This is a genomic window from Bacillus lumedeiriae (genome assembly GCF_044891285.1).
In the GTDB taxonomy this organism is placed as follows: domain Bacteria; phylum Bacillota; class Bacilli; order Bacillales; family Domibacillaceae; genus Pseudobacillus; species Pseudobacillus lumedeiriae.
In genome coordinates, this window is the sequence record NZ_JAUIYO010000008.1 from 1 (window position 1) to 16,937 (window position 16,937).

15 protein-coding genes, 1 tRNA gene and 1 pseudogene are annotated in these 16,937 nt (G+C 41.2%); 14 read left to right on the forward strand and 3 right to left on the reverse strand.

Annotated features, from left to right (window positions below; all coding sequences use genetic code 11):
- The first annotated feature begins 37 nt into the window (after positions 1–37).
- From QYG89_RS11055 to QYG89_RS11075, 5 genes are all read left to right on the forward strand, one after another.
- Positions 38–125: transfer RNA gene (locus QYG89_RS11055), tRNA-Ser, on the forward strand.
- Positions 126–416: 291 nt separating this feature from the next.
- Positions 417–902: a MarR family winged helix-turn-helix transcriptional regulator gene (locus QYG89_RS11060; RefSeq protein ID WP_404317219.1), complete on the forward strand. Its 486-nt coding sequence runs from the start codon at positions 417–419 to the stop codon at positions 900–902.
- Positions 895–2,619, forward strand: a complete 1,725-nt coding sequence (locus QYG89_RS11065) for an ABC transporter ATP-binding protein (RefSeq protein WP_404317221.1) — start codon at positions 895–897, stop codon at positions 2,617–2,619. The genes QYG89_RS11060 and QYG89_RS11065 overlap by 8 nt, the downstream gene beginning before the upstream one ends.
- A 32-nt stretch (positions 2,620–2,651) precedes the next feature.
- Entirely contained in the window at positions 2,652–4,475 is a 1,824-nt protein-coding gene (locus QYG89_RS11070) for an ABC transporter ATP-binding protein (RefSeq protein WP_404317223.1), read from the forward strand.
- Positions 4,476–4,786: 311 nt separating this feature from the next.
- The gene (locus QYG89_RS11075) at positions 4,787–5,005 is read left to right on the forward strand and encodes a hypothetical protein (protein ID WP_404317225.1); all 219 of its coding nucleotides are present in this window, start codon (positions 4,787–4,789) and stop codon (positions 5,003–5,005) included.
- Positions 5,006–5,084: 79 nt separating this feature from the next.
- Here QYG89_RS11075 and QYG89_RS11080 read toward each other — a convergent pair whose 3' ends face one another.
- The gene (locus QYG89_RS11080) at positions 5,085–5,711 is read right to left on the reverse strand and encodes a LysE/ArgO family amino acid transporter (RefSeq protein WP_404317227.1); all 627 of its coding nucleotides are present in this window, start codon (positions 5,709–5,711) and stop codon (positions 5,085–5,087) included.
- 307 nt (positions 5,712–6,018) lie between these two features.
- Here QYG89_RS11080 and QYG89_RS11085 point away from each other — a divergent pair.
- The 6 genes and pseudogenes from QYG89_RS11085 to QYG89_RS11110 all read left to right on the forward strand — a co-directional run.
- A pseudogene (locus tag QYG89_RS11085) lies at positions 6,019–6,777 on the forward strand (MCP four helix bundle domain-containing protein); the annotation flags it as partial.
- A gap of 105 nt (positions 6,778–6,882) precedes the next feature.
- Entirely contained in the window at positions 6,883–7,722 is an 840-nt protein-coding gene (locus tag QYG89_RS11090; protein WP_404317480.1) for a methyl-accepting chemotaxis protein, read from the forward strand.
- Positions 7,723–7,824: 102 nt separating this feature from the next.
- Positions 7,825–8,799, forward strand: coding sequence for a DMT family transporter (locus QYG89_RS11095; RefSeq protein ID WP_404317229.1), 975 nt, complete (start codon positions 7,825–7,827; stop codon positions 8,797–8,799).
- A gap of 222 nt (positions 8,800–9,021) precedes the next feature.
- Positions 9,022–9,747 carry an ABC transporter ATP-binding protein gene (locus tag QYG89_RS11100; RefSeq protein ID WP_404317231.1) on the forward strand — a complete coding sequence of 242 codons (726 nt, stop codon included), beginning with the start codon at positions 9,022–9,024 and terminating at the stop codon, positions 9,745–9,747.
- A gap of 1 nt (position 9,748) precedes the next feature.
- A complete protein-coding gene (locus QYG89_RS11105) occupies positions 9,749–10,777 on the forward strand; it encodes an ABC transporter permease (protein ID WP_404317233.1) in 1,029 nt (342 codons plus the stop codon).
- Positions 10,778–10,795: 18 nt separating this feature from the next.
- Positions 10,796–11,467: a TetR/AcrR family transcriptional regulator gene (locus QYG89_RS11110; protein ID WP_404317235.1), complete on the forward strand. Its 672-nt coding sequence runs from the start codon at positions 10,796–10,798 to the stop codon at positions 11,465–11,467.
- 84 nt (positions 11,468–11,551) lie between these two features.
- Here QYG89_RS11110 and QYG89_RS11115 read toward each other — a convergent pair whose 3' ends face one another.
- On the reverse strand, positions 11,552–13,372 hold the full coding sequence (locus tag QYG89_RS11115; RefSeq protein WP_404317237.1) for a helix-turn-helix domain-containing protein: 1,821 nt from the start codon (positions 13,370–13,372) through the stop codon (positions 11,552–11,554).
- Between the two features lie 150 nt (positions 13,373–13,522).
- Here QYG89_RS11115 and QYG89_RS11120 point away from each other — a divergent pair, with 150 nt between their 5' ends.
- Positions 13,523–14,680, forward strand: coding sequence for a hypothetical protein (locus tag QYG89_RS11120; protein ID WP_404317238.1), 1,158 nt, complete (start codon positions 13,523–13,525; stop codon positions 14,678–14,680).
- Between the two features lie 75 nt (positions 14,681–14,755).
- Positions 14,756–15,937: a M20 family metallopeptidase gene (locus QYG89_RS11125; protein ID WP_404317240.1), complete on the forward strand. Its 1,182-nt coding sequence runs from the start codon at positions 14,756–14,758 to the stop codon at positions 15,935–15,937.
- Between the two features lie 63 nt (positions 15,938–16,000).
- On the opposite strand, the gene QYG89_RS11130 is transcribed toward QYG89_RS11125, so the two are convergent.
- Positions 16,001–16,441, reverse strand: a complete 441-nt coding sequence (locus QYG89_RS11130; protein ID WP_404317242.1) for a YtoQ family protein — start codon at positions 16,439–16,441, stop codon at positions 16,001–16,003.
- Positions 16,442–16,576: 135 nt separating this feature from the next.
- On the opposite strand from QYG89_RS11130, the gene QYG89_RS11135 reads away from it, so the two are divergent.
- Positions 16,577–16,927, forward strand: coding sequence for an ASCH domain-containing protein (locus tag QYG89_RS11135; RefSeq protein ID WP_404317244.1), 351 nt, complete (start codon positions 16,577–16,579; stop codon positions 16,925–16,927).
- The last annotated feature ends 10 nt before the right edge of the window (positions 16,928–16,937 follow it).

Here is a 16,937-nt window from a genome sequence, read left to right on the forward strand (position 1 = left end):
AGTTCGAATCTTGCCTGCGGAGTTATTTTATTTTTATGGGGAAGTACTCAAGAGGCTGAAGAGGCGCCCCTGCTAAGGGTGTAGGTCGCGTAAGCGGCGCGAGGGTTCAAATCCCTCCTTCTCCGTTGTCCTATTATTGACGAGATGATAGCTGAAGAATGTGCAGTTGAAGTTGGTTCAGCTTACAAATAGTTATTAGGAAAAGTCTATATAATGTAGACTTATTTTTTTATGATTTCATTAAAATATCTAACTTTTAAAAAATGACAGACGGTCATCATTCCCGTCTGTCATTTTTTTGCTGTTTATGGTATACACAGCTTGACCATGCAGGGGAAAGAGTATAAAATTTATTAATCCAAAAATGAATTGTTCGTTTTGGAACAATATGAAGATGGAAGAATGAGGAGAGTTAAATGGATTACTATAGCCAAAAGTTTATGCGTTCAATTCAACTATTACGTTCGTTTTCCAATGTACAGAAAAACATGATGCGTTTCATTCAAAAAACGGCGGCTGATAATGATTTATCTGTTCCGCAATATACAATTTTGATGGCGATTGCATCTCATAAGAAAATGACGCAAAAAAGTGTGGGAGAAAAAACATTGCTGCCAAAGAGTACACTGAGTCAGGCAGTCGATGGACTTGTACAAGCTGGGTGGCTCAATCGTCAGCAAGTAGAAGGCAACCGACGGGAGATTGAGCTGACGATCAGTGAGCAGGGAGAAGCTTTTGTTAAAATGATGCATGCACAAGAAGGGGGTATTCACCAAGTATTTCAATCGGCAGTTGAATTGCTGACGGACAAGCAATATGAGGAACTGCTTGACGTACATGAGAAAATTTCTAATTGTTTGGAGAAGCAGGCATTGAACAAGGAGAGTGTAAAAAATGATTAAATTATTAAAAAACCTTTCTGTTTATAAATGGATCATTTTCAGTGTTTTTGGTCTTGTCTTTGTTCAATCGATGGCAGATCTCTTTTTACCGACATTAATGGCAAATATTATCGATAAAGGGGTAGTGGTGGGAGATACCTCGTATATTTGGAAAATTGGCGGATTCATGCTGTTAGTTGCGGCATTGGGGGCCGCTGCTTCTGTGGCAGCAAGTTACTATTCGTCCAAAGCAGCAATGGGTCTGGGACGCGATATTCGCCGGAAAGTCTTTCACCACGTAGAACAATTTACGCTGCAGGAATTTGATGAAGTAGGAACAGCGTCATTGATTACCCGGACGACGAATGACATTACGCAAGTTCAGCAAGTGGTGATTATGATGCTTCGTATGGTGATTAGTGCACCTATTATGCTGGTAGGCGGAGTCATTATGGCTGTATCGAAGGATGCTAAACTATCACTTATTATTGTCGCTATTATTCCTGTATTAATTGGTTTAATTCTTCTTATTCAATCTAAAGCGATGCCCCTTTTTCGCACAGTTCAAAAGCGGTTGGATCAGTTAAATCTTGTATTACGAGAAAATTTAACGGGCATTCGAGTGATTCGCGCCTTTAATCGTGAATCTGAAGAAAAAGTACGTCTGAAGCAGGCGAATAAAGAGTTGACGGATGTCTCGATTAAAGTAAATAAAGTGATGGCGTCCATCATGCCTATCATGATGCTTATTATGAATTTGACGGTTGTTGGTGTGATTTGGTTTGGAGGGATTCGGATTGATCATGGCAACATGCAAATTGGTGATTTAATGGCCTATATTCAGTATGTCATGCAGATTATGTTTGCACTTCTTATGGCATCTATGATGTTCATTATGGTTCCGCGTGCTGCTGTATCTGCTAAACGTATTAACGAAGTGCTTGACATGAAGCCGGCATTTCCAGATGAGGGAACGGGTAAAGCCGATCGTGAACGAGGCACACTTGAATTTGATCGCGTGACATTTAAATATCCGGGAGCGGAGGAGTCGGCATTGTCAGACATTAGTTTTACTGCTAAGCCCGGTGAAGTGACTGCAATTATTGGAGGAACAGGTTCAGGAAAATCAACGCTTGTCCAATTGATTCCTCGATTTTATGAAGTGACAAGCGGTGTCATTCGTGTCAATGGGGTGGCTATTCGTGAGGCATCACAAGAGGAAGTGCGCTCAAAAATTGGCTTCGTGCCGCAAAAGGCCGTACTCTTTACGGGGACGATTGCTGAAAATATCCGTTTTGGAAAGCAAGATGCTGCACAAGAAGAAATTGAGCATGCAGCCCGAATTGCGCAAGCTGAGGACTTTATTATTAAAATGAAGGAAGGTTACCAAGAAAGAATTGAACAAGGCGGTGCGAATTTATCAGGGGGACAAAAGCAACGGCTGTCCATTGCCCGGGCCCTTGTTCGAAAGCCAGACCTTTATATATTTGATGATAGTTTCTCTGCGCTTGATTTCAAGACAGATGCCAAGCTTCGCGCAGCGTTAAAAGAGGAAACGAAACATGCGACAGTGCTTCTCGTTGCTCAGCGTGTAAGTACGGTCATTGATGCTGATCGAATTATTGTATTAGAAAACGGGCGCATGGCGGGGATCGGTACACACGAAGAGCTTCTGAACACAAATGCGGTATACCGTGAAATTGTTGAGTCACAGCTTTCGGAGGAGGAAATCGCATGAGTCATCGAGGAAAACCTCAAGGAGGCCCACCTATGGGACATGGGCCAGGCGGCGGCAATATGATGATGATGGGCCAAAAAGCAAAAGATTTTAAGGGCACATTGAGACGGCTTTTATTGTATTTAAAACCACGACGAAGCCAGTTAGCAGCTGTGTTTATTGCTGCTATTTTAAGTACGGTGTTTATGATTGCAGGTCCTAAAATTATGGGGACGGCTATCACAGTATTATTTGAAGGTGTATATGAGAAGTTTCAAGGGACACCAGGCGCAGCCATTGATTTTGAAAAAATTGGCCGGATTCTGCTTACATTGGCCGGTTTATATGTCTTCAGCAGTTTGTTTAGCTATATACAGCAATACATGATGTCTGGCGTGGCGCAAAAGACAGTGTATGATCTCCGGGAAGATATTAATGAAAAGTTGAATAAGCTCCCGCTTAAATATTTTGATGGGCGCCCGAATGGAGAAACACTCAGCCGGGTGACAAATGACATTGATACTATCGGCAGTACGCTTCAACAGAGCTTGACGCAATTTATTACATCTATTGTAACGATTGTTGGGATCATTATTATGATGCTTTCGATTAGCCCGCTGCTGACGTTAATTTCTATTGTCAGCTTGCCCATTTCCATGTTTGCGATCCGGCCGATTTTGAAGCGATCACAGAAATACTTTGCCGATCAACAGCGTACGCTTGGCCAGTTAAATGGACACATCGAAGAAATGTATACTGGTCATCAAGTCGTGAAAGCATTCGGCCATGAGAAAAAGGCGGGAGCCCAATTTGATGCGGTCAATGAAGAACTGTATGAAGCAGGAAGAAAAGCCCAATTTATATCAGGGATTATTATGCCGATGATGTTTTTTATTGGGAATTTCAGCTATGTGCTGATCAGTGTGGTCGGCGGTATTTTAGTGACTCAGCGAGCGATTTCTATCGGTGATATTCAAGCATTTATTACGTACTCGCGGCAGTTCACACAGCCAGTGACACAAACAGCCAATATTGCGAACATCATTCAATCGACTATCGCAGCAGCAGAGCGTGTTTTTGAACTGCTTGATGAGGAAGAAGAAACAAAAGAAACAACAACAGCGAGTTTAACACGAGCACGAGGGGCTGTTACTTTCGAACATGTGGACTTTGGCTATGATGAAGATTTGCTCATTGAAGATATGAACATCAATGTGTCACCTGGGCAGACAGTCGCTATCGTTGGACCGACTGGTGCTGGAAAAACAACAATGATTAATCTTTTAATGCGTTTTTATGAATTAAATGGCGGGACGATCAAGGTTGATGGCCTGGACACACGAAAGATGTCCCGCAATGACCTTCGAAAAAACTTTGGCATGGTACTTCAGGATACTTGGCTATTTAATGGAACGATCAAAGATAACCTGGCGTATGGAAAAAGCGGAGCAACAAATGAAGAAATTTTTGCAGCGGCGCGTTTAGCTCATGCTGATCACTTCATACGAACGCTGCCGGACGGGTATGAAACGGTGTTAAACGAAGAGGCATCGAACATCTCACAAGGACAAAAACAGCTTCTTACAATCGCACGAGCGGTTCTTGCTGATCCGCCAATTATGATCTTGGATGAAGCAACATCAAGTGTAGATACGCGGACGGAAGTCTTTATTCAGCAAGCAATGAATGAGTTGATGAAGGGCCGGACTAGTTTTGTCATTGCCCATCGCCTTTCAACGATTAAGGATGCTGATTTGATTCTCGTAATGGATCAGGGAAAGGTGATTGAACAAGGGACACATATAGAACTTTTAGAGGAGAATGGTTTCTACGCAGATCTCTATAACAGTCAGTTTTCTGAAAAAGAAGCAGGGTAAATGGTTGAGGCTCGTTTCCAAAAGGATCGAGCCTCTTTTTATTGTGCACAATCTGATCCTTCACTATTCATCTGACGATTATTAAAAAACGATCGATGGGATTTACTGCGTAGAGGGATGGAGGACAATGAAGAATATTGGGTAAGGAAGACTTTTCTAATAATAAAAGTATCAAGCGGGGTCAAGATATAGAGGTACTTTTAAAATTAGGGCTATGTTAATGATTATTGTTGATTAGAGCGGAAGGCGAGTGCCCCGGTAGAGATCAATAAGTAAGTTTAACATAGCTAAAATCAAAAGGAGAGATTCAAATGAGCCCAAGCAACCAGCAAATGGACGTCAACCAACTAGATCAAGCAAAGGCAAGTGTGACCCTGACCCAGACGTTATTGACCCAGGCTATTGAAAAGTCTGCTTCAGACCCAACCTTAGCTGAAGCAGCGGTGAAACAGGCGGCGAATGAAATTGCAAAAGCTCAAACAGCAGTCAGTCAGGTTCAAAGTGCACTAATAGTTCAAAAATCAGAGTAAGGGTAATGTTATATTTTAGCGCCTGCCGCCCTAGTATGTTCAAGTACCAAGGGACAGGCGCTTTTTAGGGGAAAACAGATTAATGCGCTGCAATCATAACATAAAGCTGACTAGCGAGATAGAAGGCGACGCCAAAAATGATGATGGCAGACACTTTATTGATCAGTTTCAAAAACGCTCCTTTTGTATCCAAGCTCCCGATTACTCTCCCGGCTGTCGCTAGACCGAGAAACCAAAGCCAAGAGACAACGATACAGGAGGCAGTGAAGACGATTTTATCTGTGCCGGTGTAGCTCAATGAACTCGTGCCAATCACACCGACCGTATCAAGGATCGCGTGAGGGTTAAGTAAAGACACGGACATTGCAAAAATGATCTGCTTTTTGGGCGGCATGGCTGCTTCCTTATTATTTACGTTTGCGGGAGCGGTATGCCAAATGGACCATCCCATGTAAAGGAGGAAGATCAACCCAATGGAATAGAAGATTACTTGTAATACAGGAACAGTTAATACAACGATGGAAACACCTAAAACAGCTAATAAAATGAGAAGCGTGTCACAAAGCGAAGCGGTTATAACAACGGGAATGACTCCCCTAAACTTTGGCTGAGAGGCGCCTTGGTTAAAAACAAAAATATTTTGGGCACCAAGCGGCAAAATTAACCCAAAGGCTAATGCAACTCCGTGAAGTAAAGCGGCTAACATAAAATTCTCCTTTGCTATTCAGTATGATGATTCAAATAAAATTGTTTCATATTTTCATATAGTATAACGTATTCTTCCAGTGTTTCTATCCTCGATGGAAGCGCTTTTTTATTAAAAGGTGTTTCCTTGATTAATTCCTCTGCTAAAATTTTTTTCACTACTGAAATAGTATTAATAATAATGTTTATATTTCCGATAAATATTTTGAATAAGTGGTTAAAACAATAACCAGGGAGGATTAATTAGATAAGGATATTTTGTTTTTCAACACTGGAGAGTTCAACATGAATAATGAAGGAGAAATATTATGAGATGGACAGTTGGAAGAAAATTAAGTGTTATATTTTCAATTATGATGTTAATCGTTTTAACCATTAGTACGGTTGGAATTGTAAGCTCGTATTATTTGAACCAGAATTCAAAGACGATCAATACAAAAGTGATTCCTAAAATTGAAAAAATCAATGAAGTTGAATATTTAACCGAGCAAGTATTAACGCTTGCTCAAAGACATTTGTTGTCAAGGGACCAGCCGTTTAAAGATAAATATGCCGCACAAATTGATCAGACACTTTCAGAAATAGAGAAAACGATGACTAGTTATGTTCCTCTTTTGCAGGAGCCAAAAGAAATAGAAATGATCGGAATAATAAAGTCTGAGTGGGGAAATTTTGAGGAACATACGCACGAGATTATCCGATACAGCTCTGAAGGAAAGGTGGATGCAGCAACAAAGAAAGTCTATGAAGCTGTGATCATATTCGACTCCATGGAGGAGCATATAGATGAATTAAAAGCTCTACATAATGGGCAGGCCAAAGACATTGAACAGCATGGCATTCAACTGTATAAAAAAGTGCTGACTATATTGATTTTAAGCACAGCTGCAGCTTTAATCATATCTGTTTTTGTGACGTGGTTTTTACTTCGTATTATTAAACAGCCGATTGTATTGCTGTCGGAAAAATTTAAATTGATGGCTAATGGAGATTTAACCGTTGGAAGAATAAAGATCAACTCCAAAGATGAAATGGGAGATTTAGGGCATAATTTTAATCTGATGCTAGAACAAATGAGGCGGTTAGTTACTTCTTTACACGGCCACATTGAAACAGTAGCTTCCACTTCAGTAGAACTCTCATCAAGTGCAGAAGAAACAAGTCATGCCTCTATGCAAATTACGGAATCTATTCTCGAGGTATCAGAGGGGACTGCCCGACAATTAAACAGCGCACGATCCAGTCATGTAGTGGTTGAAGAAATGGCTGAAGCGATGGATCAAGCGGCCTCATCTATTCAGTCTGTATCCAATTTGGCGATTTCAACGGCAAATTACACAGAGTCCGGTACAACCCTGATGGAAAGCACAGTAAAGAAGATGGAAGAGATTCAGACATCAACTCAATCTACAGCTTCTGTGGTGCAGTCATTAAGCCGAAAGTCAACAGAAATAGAGAAAATCATTTCATTAATTACCAACGTTGCAGACCAGACAAACTTATTGGCCCTCAATGCTGCAATTGAAGCGGCAAGGGCGGGAGAACATGGCAAAGGATTTGCGGTAGTAGCGGATGAGGTTAGAAAGCTTGCTGTGGAGTCGGGTTCTGCCGCCGGTGATATCCGGCAGCTTATTAGAGCGATTCAACAGGAAATAGAAGAAGTGATCTCCGCTATGCAAATAGCAAAAGAATTTGTTTCAGAAGGACTTGCCATGGCACAGGAATCAGGATCGAGTTTTCATGAGATTTCTAAAATGATCAGTGAGGTTTCTACGCAAGCAGAGGAAATTTCCGCTATTACAGAAGAGGTCAATGCAAGCACGCAGAGTGTGAAGGAATTAGCTGATGATGTAGCTGTTATGTCGGAAAAAGCGGATGAACGCTCGCAAACAGTCACAGCGGCTGTCGAAGAACAAAATGCAATTATGGAAGAAATCTCAGCTTCCGCGAAAGTACTCAGTTCAATGTCAGAGGAACTGAAAGATATGATTTCTTCATTTAGAATAAATTGATAGATAAAGAATGATCAGCTATCACCCCTCATGGATTTTCTCATTCAGAAAAGCTATAATGGTTAACTAGAGTAATAGACCAAAATTTGGGGTTGATTCGACATGAAGCAGCAAAAGTACAGTACATACTTTTTGACAAATAAATACTGGGTCATTGCTATTGCGGTGTTTTGTTCTATCTTATGGGGAAGTGCTTTTCCTGTTCTTAAGTTTAGTTATGCAGAGCTCGGCATGTCAGGAGATGATTTGACCGCAAAAATTGTTTTTGCTGGAATGCGCTTTATGATGGCTGCTTTACTGCTGCTGTTTGTTATGTTTATGATTGATAGAAAGGCGCTAAAAATACATTGGCGTCAATTGCCTGCCATTGTTAGCTTAGGGTTATTGTCAACGAGTTTACAGTATTTCTTTTTTTACAATGGATTGGCACATACATCGGGAATGAAAGCCGCTATTTTAAATTCAAGCGGTACATTCTTTATCGTTTTTCTGGCGCATTTTGTTTACTCAGATGACCGTTTAGATTGGCGCAAGGTATTTGGTTTGACCACAGGTTTTGGAGGGATTATGCTTGCCAATTGGGGACAGGATGCTTCACTCAGCTTTTCTTTCTTTGGGGAAGGGTTTATGCTGCTTTCTGGGGTAGCCAGTGCACTCGGAACCTTTTTATCTAAGCGTTTGTCGGCTAATATGCACCCGTTTGCATTGACTGGCTGGCAAATGTTTGCAGGATCACTTTTCATGCTCATCATCGGGCTTCCAGGCCTTGAGCCGAATGCGATGACATTTACACCGAAAGCCTGGGGATTATTAGCTTATGCCGTGTTTTTATCGGCTGCGGCTTTTGCGCTGTGGACCTCTTTACTTAAGTATAATAAGGCGGGGGAAGTGGCTCTTTATCGGTTCATCATCCCAGTTTCTGGAACGATCTTATCGGCTATGTTCATTCCAGGTGAGCATTTAACGCTTCACACGTTAGGCGCTCTGCTCCTTGTGGCGGCAGGTATAACAGCTGTCAATCAAAAAGGGCGAGGAAGATGGCAGCTCTTTAAAAAACAGCGGCAAATTTATCGATAAATGTATGAATAGGAAAGGCTGTCCTTTCGTCAGTGGGAACTGATGAAAGGGCAGCTTTTTTTTACAATGCAGTCGGGATTCACTGATTTACGGTCGGAAAAATCAACAGTGCAGTCTGCCGGTATGAATTTACGGGTAGATCCCACTACTTTAAGTTGATAAATAAAAAATGACCGCATAGTATATAAGTGAGTAATCACTCACTAAAGAGAGGTGGAAATCATGGGAACAAAAAAGGCGTGTGTTTCCATTCGCGAAGTTTCGAAACAGTTTGGAAAACAGCAAGTGCTGAAACACATTAGTCTAGATGTGATGGAAGGTGAAATTTTTGGTTTACTGGGACCATCGGGTGCAGGCAAGACGACGCTTGTAAAGCAGTTAGCAGGGTTAGATGTCCCCACATCAGGAGAAAATTTTTTATTTGAAGAGAAGATGCCGTCCTTGAAGCTGATTGAAAAAATAGGGTATATGGCTCAATCTGATGCTCTATATGTGGAATTGTCCGCTAAAGAAAACTTGCAATTTTTTTCCGCCTTATACGGATTAAGAGGAAAGAAACAACAGCAAAGAATAGAAGAAGTGATGGAACTTGTTCAACTTTCAGAGCATCTTCATAAGCCGGTTTCTAGTTACTCTGGAGGAATGAAAAGAAGGCTTTCGTTAGCCATCGCACTGCTTCATGAGCCTGACATTTTAATTCTTGACGAACCGACTGTAGGCATTGACCCAGTACTGCGGAAAAGCATTTGGGAAGCCTTTTATACTTTAAAACAAAAAGGGATTACGCTCATTGTGACGACTCATGTAATGGATGAAGCAGAAAAGTGTGATCGGTTAGGATTGATTCGAGATGGCTGCCTAATTGCGGTTGGGACTCCAGATGACTTAAAAAGAAAAACAAATACACAAACCATTGAAGAAGCGTTTCTCGTATATGGAGGTGCCTAACATGAGGATTACAGCATTAGTCATTAGGATCTTACGGCAGATCATACGGGATAAGAGGACGATGGGGCTTCTGATTTTTGCGCCGATTCTTGTATTAACGATGTTGTACTTAGTCTTTAACGGCAGCGATTATACACCAAAAATGGGGTTCGTTCATGTTCCTGTTTCTATTGTTGATCACATTGATACGTCCGATGCAATAATTACGGAATATCAGACTGAAAAAGAAGCGAAAGAAGATTTATCGAACCAAAAGATCGATGGGTATGTCATATTTAACAATCAATCGCCTGCGCTCTTTTTGGAAGGCAGCGATCCGACTGTAAATGAATCGGTCATCAAATGGGTTCAAACAGCACTGGAGCCGCTGCAAGGAAAGGAGAATCATGTAAGGCTTAAAATGGATTTTCTTCATGGTTCAGCTGAGATGGGGCCATTTGATTATTTCGGTCCTGTATTACTTGGATTTTTTGTCTTTTTCTTTGTGTTTTTAATTGCGGGGGTGTCGTTTTTACGGGAACGAACAACGGGTACACTTGAACGGCTGCTTTCAACGCCGCTGCGCAAATGGGAAATCGTGATTGGATATGTACTTGGATTTGGCATTTTTACTATGATCCAAGCAACAATTATTGCTGCTTATGCGATCTATGTGTTAGATATGTTGATGAAAGGTGCTTTTGGATATGTGCTGCTCATCACCTTGCTGCTTTCGTTAACCGCTCTTACACTTGGCATCTTATTATCTTCTTTTGCGAATAATGAGCTGCAAATGATTCAGTTTATTCCTATTGTCGTCGTCCCGCAATTTTTCTTTTCCGGATTATTCAATGTAGAGACGATTTCCGAATGGCTGAAGTGGATAGGGCCCATTACTCCTTTGTATTACGCTGCTGATGCGTTAAGGGATATTATGATCAGGGGATACGGATGGGAGAACATTTATAAGAACGTTCTTGTCTTGTTGGGCTTCTCGCTTTTGTTTATGATAGTAAATATCTTGGCACTTAAAAAATATCGGAAAATATAAGGAGTAAAGGAGAGCGAGATGTCTCAGCAGGAGAAAATGATCGAAGAACTCTTTCATAATGCCGAAGAATTAACAGAAAAACAGAAAAAGATCGTAGCAGCTGCTATTGATTCGTTTGCAGAGAAAGGATTTGCAGCCACCTCCACGAGCGAGATTGCGAAAAAAGCGGGGGTGGCGGAAGGGACGATATTTAGGCATTACAAAACGAAAAAAGATCTGCTGCTAGCAATTGTTGCCCCGACGATGGCGAAAATGATCGCCCCCTTTGTCATAAAAGATTTAAACAAAGTGTTGAACAAGGAATTTGAAAATGTGGAAGAATTTTTGAAGGCGATGATCGAGAATCGGGCCCAATTCTTGAAAAACAATATGCCGCTGTTTCGAATTCTTATCCAAGAAATTCCGTTTCAATCCGAAATGAGGGAACAATTCAAGGAGCACATCGCACAAAAAGTGTTTGAACGGCTTAGAGAAATGGTGGAACATTATCAGGCGAAAGGACAAATCATCGAGATGCCGCCGGTCACTGTGATACGAGTAGCAGCATCGGTTATTTTGGGGTATATCCTTGCCCGCTACTTGCTCGTTCCAGAGGGGGAATGGGACGATGATAGGGAGATTGAAAGAACGATCCAGCTTTTAATGAATGGATTATCTCCTGGGAAATACAAGGAAGATCTCAATCTTTAGACGAAGAGAAAAGCTGTTCCTGTTCAGCCATTGACTGAACGATGGAACAGCTTTTTTCTAAACACATACGCTTTTGCCCTTTGATTAGCGTACAAAGCTTTTCCACAAATGGCAGGCTAAAAGAATTTGCAGAAAGTCATCAGGATTGTTGAATTCCAGCTGCAGCAGTTCTTCAATTTTTTTGATCCGATGGTATAACGTATTGGTATGAATGTGAAGGTGTTTGGCTGTATCGGTGTTGGATCTGTTTAATTCAATGTAGGTGAAAAGGGTGTTTTCTAAATCGTTATTCCGGGCTTTTTCTGTACGCAGAGGTGACAGGATATCGTTCGTAAAACGTTCGATTTCGTCAGGCGGCTGTGTAAGAAACAACCGATTAATGCCGATTTCTTCATAATTGATGATGCCTGTTTGATGGCGGCCAGTTAAATACGTTAACGCTTTGTCTGCTTCATTGTAGCATGCAGCAATGCGGCTGATACCTTTGTAAGCGGTGCTTCCTCCAGCATATAAAGGAGGGTCTTCCCTGCTTTCCCATTGGGATATAGCAGCATGCAGCGTGGAGATTAAGTCTTTCATCTCGTAAGGGTTCTTGGCGGAAAATAGGATCGTTACTTTATGGTGAAATCCGAAAATAACTGTATTTTTTTCTGGAACTCTCTTTTTAATTTTAGAAGTGAGCCGGTGAATGATCGCTTCTAATGTTTGTAAGTCGGGATAGGAAGCAATTTCTAACAAATAGACAGTAAAACAAGAATAGGGACTGAGGCCAAGTGATTGAACCGCTTCTTCCGTAAAAAGAGAGTTTTTATTTTGTAATAATTCGTTGAATAGATCGTGTGTTTTTTTATAGTACACTTCTGCCTGTGTTTTTCTTTTGGTCAGTTCTAAAGCTAGAATAGAGCTCGCCTGCTCGATGGTTGTTTGATCAAGCTTTGAGAGGGGGCTGAATAAAGGAATAATAAAGCAGCCCAGCGTCACACGATTCGATAATAACGGGTACACGTAGCAGCTTATTGTCTTTTTATCCGTAAGGTCAATGTAAAAAGGTTCGCTTTTGGCCGCTAACAATCTGGAAATTTCATCATGACTGAAAGACGGATATGACAATGTTCTCTTTGGAAAAAATTCTGTATTAAGATAATCAAAAAAGAAAATGTCTCTTTTCATCATGCGATTTAGTTCTCGGATAATGAATTCGACACTTTGGTTTTGCAAAGAAAGTTTAGTCAGTGTTTCATGTACTTCTGCCCGCTTTGAGAGAAAGTCATTTTTCTCTTTTAATTGCGTCGTTAAAAGTGTGACTTCCTCTAAACGATCATTTGCTTTCTTGTATAGCTGAGCATTATGAATAGCAACCGCTGCCTGGGCAGCAAAACCTTGCAGTAAATGCAGATCTCGTTCGCTTAATTTCCCTTTTGCATCATATTGATGAACGGTCATAACGCCAATCTTCTTTTCCTCCACGGAAACAGGGACAGAAATCAATGACTGTAATTTGGCGTTATCGTTTGCTTCTTGGATCGAGTGGAAATGTTCTGTTGAAATGCCAGCCATTCCTTCATATATTTCCGGACGAGAGTAATAAATGACAGGGATTCCGTCCCTGAACACTTTGCCTGTAATGGATTCACCTGTTTTTACTTTAATAGATTTCAGCTTTTCATTAAAGCCAACGGCGGCCCTTGGAATGAGACGTTCTGTTTCTATATCATACAGCTGCAAGTACCCGGCATCTGCTGCTGTAATCACTTGAAGAGCACTTGTAATGATTTTATTTAATACCTCTTCCAACTCAAGAGAGGAGGTGATGGCGCGGATGCTTTCGATCATGCTTATCAGCTCACGATCATTTGCTTTCACTTCTTCTTTCAGCTTCTCATTCTCAAAACTGTCACTTTCCATTATTTCACTTCCTTTTGTTGAATCATCTAATATTATATGAATTCTGTTGTGGAATCAAACATTGAAAATGTTATCAGATAATTTATTATATTCAATACAAAAAGAAAATAAAAATTCAGCATTTTTTAAAGATAAGGAGAAGAAAACATCATGAGTGAACCAATCGTAGCAGCTTTGTTATTATTTTTATTAATTGCTTTGGGGGAATTTCTTTCTATTATTTCTAGAGCGAGAATTCCAATGTTACTCGTTGTCTTCATCGGTTATTTTGCCTTGATATGGACAGGCATATTCCCGAAAGAGATTGTTGATCATTCAAAACTAGGAGCTTTTGGCTCTATTATCGTCGCTCCTGTCATTGTTCATATGGGAACGATGATTCCATTTCGGGTGTTAAAAGATCAAATAAAGGCGGTCGGTATTTCCTTAGCAGGAGTGATTTCTGCTACTGTTTTAATCTTGCTTGTAGCGGCACCGATCATTGGTTACGATGCAGCTGTTGCTGGAACAGGTCCATTAACAGGCGGATTGCTATCTTTCTTAGTTACTTCGCAAAAGCTTCAAGAATTAGGGCTTGTCAGTTTACTAGCTATTCCTGTATTAATCATTGGTTTACAAAGTGTTGTAGGAATGCCTATTGCCGGAAATATGCTGCGCAGATATGCTCAGAAATTTATAGCTGCGACGGATGTAGCCGCTTATGCAGCGAAGGAAACAAATGCAGGGGAAGAGCAGCAGAAAGGCTGGCTTTCAGAAAGATATCAAACACAAGTGATTTTATTACTACAATTGTTTATTGGCGGCGCGATTGCTATTGGACTAGATAAATTAACTGGGGTTAACTATAGTATTTGGGCGCTCGTGATCGGATTTATAGGTGCTTATATTGGTTTTTACCAAAACAAGATGATGGAGCGGGCCAATTCATTTGGAATTAGCATGGTGGGAATTATCTTCCTGATCATTGCTTCGATGAATAGCGTGACATTCGAGATGTTTATTGACAACTTGCCAAAAGTACTAGTTATTCTTGTTGTAGGCGCCATAGGCATTATGATCGGGGGGTATGCGGCCTCTAAGTTGTTTAAATGGGACCCATTGAAAGGAATACCTGTAGCCTTGACGGCTATGTTTGGTTTTCCGGGTGATTTTATTCTTTGTGAGGAGATCAGCCGAAGTGTAGGAAAGAATGAGCAGGAAAGACAGGCTATTCTTGATGAAATCTTAACACCAATGCTTGTCGGAGGTTTTACAACCGTTACCGCGGCTTCGGTTATTATTGCGAGTATTTTGATTCAGACGTTATAAAGTGATCAGGTGTATTTAAAGTAAACATTCTTTGCGATTTTGCGATATATTACATTTTTCAAGGAGCTGTATAAAATGGAGAAATTATATCAACTATTAGACGATGCTTACAATGAAATGGTGGACATCCGCCGTTATCTTCACCAACATCCAGAGCTTTCATTTGAAGAGGTGGAAACACCAAAATATATTGCTGAATACCATGAGAAATTAGGACATGAAGTTCGAACCGAAGTAGGGGGGCGCGGCGTTGTCGCAACGCTGCGCGGTGGAAAACCCGGACAAACGGTTGCTTTACGTGCTGATTTTGATGCTTTGCCGATCCAGGAAGAAACCGATGTGCCATACAAATCGCAGGTAGCCGGAGTGATGCATGCATGCGGACATGACAGCCATACAGCAACACTTCTTGTCTTAGCGAAAGTGTTAAATAAGATGAAAGATGAAATAGAAGGCAATGTTGTCTTTATTCATCAGCATGCTGAAGAGGTGCTTCCAGGCGGAGCAATTGCTATGATTGAGGATGGCTGCTTGGATGGTGTAGATGTCATTTTTGGTCAGCATATTTGGTCTACAGAGCCGGTAGGAACGATTGAATACCGGACAGGCCCGATCATGGCTGCTGCTGACTTTTTCAAGATAAAAATTCAAGGAAAAGGCGGGCATGGATCACAGCCGCACCACACAAGAGACAGTGTAGTCATCGGTGCCCAGCTCGTCGGCAGCTTGCAGCAAATTGTTTCCCGCAGAATTGATCCGCTTGATACGGCTGTGCTCTCTGTCGGTTCGTTTGAAGCGAAAAATGCGCCAAATGTGATCGCTGACACAGCTTTATTATCAGGAACAGTGAGAACATTTAAAGAAAGCACACGTGAATATATCGAGCAGGAAATCGAGCGTATTACAAAAGGCACTTGTGCTGCCAGCGATGTAGAATATACGTATGAATACCAAAAAGGTTACCCGGCAACGACTAATCCAAAAGAAGAAACTGAGTTTGTAATGGAACTTGCGAAAAACGTTCCTGGTGTAACAGCAGTGAAGGAATGCGCACCGCAAATGGGCGGAGAAGACTTTGCCTACTACCTTCAGCATGTGAAAGGGGCTTTTTTCTTTACGGGTGCTCACAATCCAGAAGTAGGAGCCGTTTATCCTCATCATCATCCAAAGTTCAACATTGATGAACGGGGCATGCTGTTAGCAGCAAAAACATTAGGAGCGGCCACTTTGACTTACTTAGAAAAAGGCAGCTGCTAATATCGAAACATAAAAAGAAGCTGTTCCTTTTCAGTTAGTTGTTGACTGAAGGAACAGCTTTTTTTAATCGAATATATAAGCAAGTGTCTTCATCGCCTGGTCGACAGTTTCGACTGTGACGTTAGCTTTTCTGGATAATTCTTTTAACGGGTGATGCAGCGACTCGGGACGAATCAAAATGAGCGGCTTGTCTAAAGTGATGGCAGCACTCGCATCCATCGCTGTGTTCCACTGCTTGTACTTTTCACCGAACAACGCAATGACAAGATCCGCTTTTTGCATAAGCACTTCCGTACGCAAGTTATTAAAGCTGGATGCTGCCGCATCGCGAAAAATGGCGCTCGGCTGCTTACCTAAAATTTCTTCGCCAATATAATCCGAGCGATCGTGGTTTTCCATCGGTCCGACAAAATCGATTGGGAGCTGAAGTGCAGCTGCTTTTTGTTTAATTTCTTCCCGCCAAGAACTATGGATTTCTCCAGCTAAATAAACAGTCAACTTCATTGTTGATCCCCCTAACAAATATTTCCTATAGTATAGCATTCTTTTCAATTTTAGTTAAGCTCCTGACACTTTTGCAGTTTTATGGATATGGGATATAATGAAGAGGAATTCTATTATAAAAGGTGGTTTTTAACGATGACAAATCAAAATGAAAATACGACTTTACCTCCAAAAACGTGTACGATTGAACGTTTAGTGACGGTTCCAGCAGACGTTCAAAAAGTGCTTAATGGACAAAAAACAGCAACACGCCGTAATGGAAGATATGCGGATATCGGCGAAATTATGACGCTTGAAGGCCAAGAATTTGTCGTTGAGAGCGTGTATTCACAGTCGCTTGGAGAATTGACGGATGAACATGCGCGGCAAGAAGGATATGGAAGCTTGGAAGAGTATAAGGAGTCCATTTTGTCTATGCATCCTGGTATGCCATGGGTACCGAGCATGAGAGTGTGGGTTCATGAGTTCAGTCCAGTACAAAAGTGATTTTCTTGAG

What these genes read in the sequence shown, in the direction of transcription:
- QYG89_RS11060 (WP_404317219.1), top strand. Translation starts at nt 417, where the DNA reads ATGGATTACTATAGCCAAAAGTTTATGCGTTCAATTCAACTATTACGT.
- QYG89_RS11065 (WP_404317221.1), top strand. Translation starts at nt 895, where the DNA reads ATGATTAAATTATTAAAAAACCTTTCTGTTTATAAATGGATCATTTTC.
- QYG89_RS11070 (WP_404317223.1), top strand. Translation starts at nt 2,652, where the DNA reads ATGGGACATGGGCCAGGCGGCGGCAATATGATGATGATGGGCCAAAAA.
- QYG89_RS11075 (WP_404317225.1), top strand. Translation starts at nt 4,787, where the DNA reads ATGAGCCCAAGCAACCAGCAAATGGACGTCAACCAACTAGATCAAGCA.
- QYG89_RS11080 (WP_404317227.1), bottom strand. Translation starts at nt 5,711, where the DNA reads ATGTTAGCCGCTTTACTTCACGGAGTTGCATTAGCCTTTGGGTTAATT.
- QYG89_RS11090 (WP_404317480.1), top strand. Translation starts at nt 6,883, where the DNA reads ATGCAAATTACGGAATCTATTCTCGAGGTATCAGAGGGGACTGCCCGA.
- QYG89_RS11095 (WP_404317229.1), top strand. Translation starts at nt 7,825, where the DNA reads ATGAAGCAGCAAAAGTACAGTACATACTTTTTGACAAATAAATACTGG.
- QYG89_RS11100 (WP_404317231.1), top strand. Translation starts at nt 9,022, where the DNA reads ATGGGAACAAAAAAGGCGTGTGTTTCCATTCGCGAAGTTTCGAAACAG.
- QYG89_RS11105 (WP_404317233.1), top strand. Translation starts at nt 9,749, where the DNA reads ATGAGGATTACAGCATTAGTCATTAGGATCTTACGGCAGATCATACGG.
- QYG89_RS11110 (WP_404317235.1), top strand. Translation starts at nt 10,796, where the DNA reads ATGTCTCAGCAGGAGAAAATGATCGAAGAACTCTTTCATAATGCCGAA.
- QYG89_RS11115 (WP_404317237.1), bottom strand. Translation starts at nt 13,372, where the DNA reads ATGGAAAGTGACAGTTTTGAGAATGAGAAGCTGAAAGAAGAAGTGAAA.
- QYG89_RS11120 (WP_404317238.1), top strand. Translation starts at nt 13,523, where the DNA reads ATGAGTGAACCAATCGTAGCAGCTTTGTTATTATTTTTATTAATTGCT.
- QYG89_RS11125 (WP_404317240.1), top strand. Translation starts at nt 14,756, where the DNA reads ATGGAGAAATTATATCAACTATTAGACGATGCTTACAATGAAATGGTG.
- QYG89_RS11130 (WP_404317242.1), bottom strand. Translation starts at nt 16,441, where the DNA reads ATGAAGTTGACTGTTTATTTAGCTGGAGAAATCCATAGTTCTTGGCGG.
- QYG89_RS11135 (WP_404317244.1), top strand. Translation starts at nt 16,577, where the DNA reads ATGACAAATCAAAATGAAAATACGACTTTACCTCCAAAAACGTGTACG.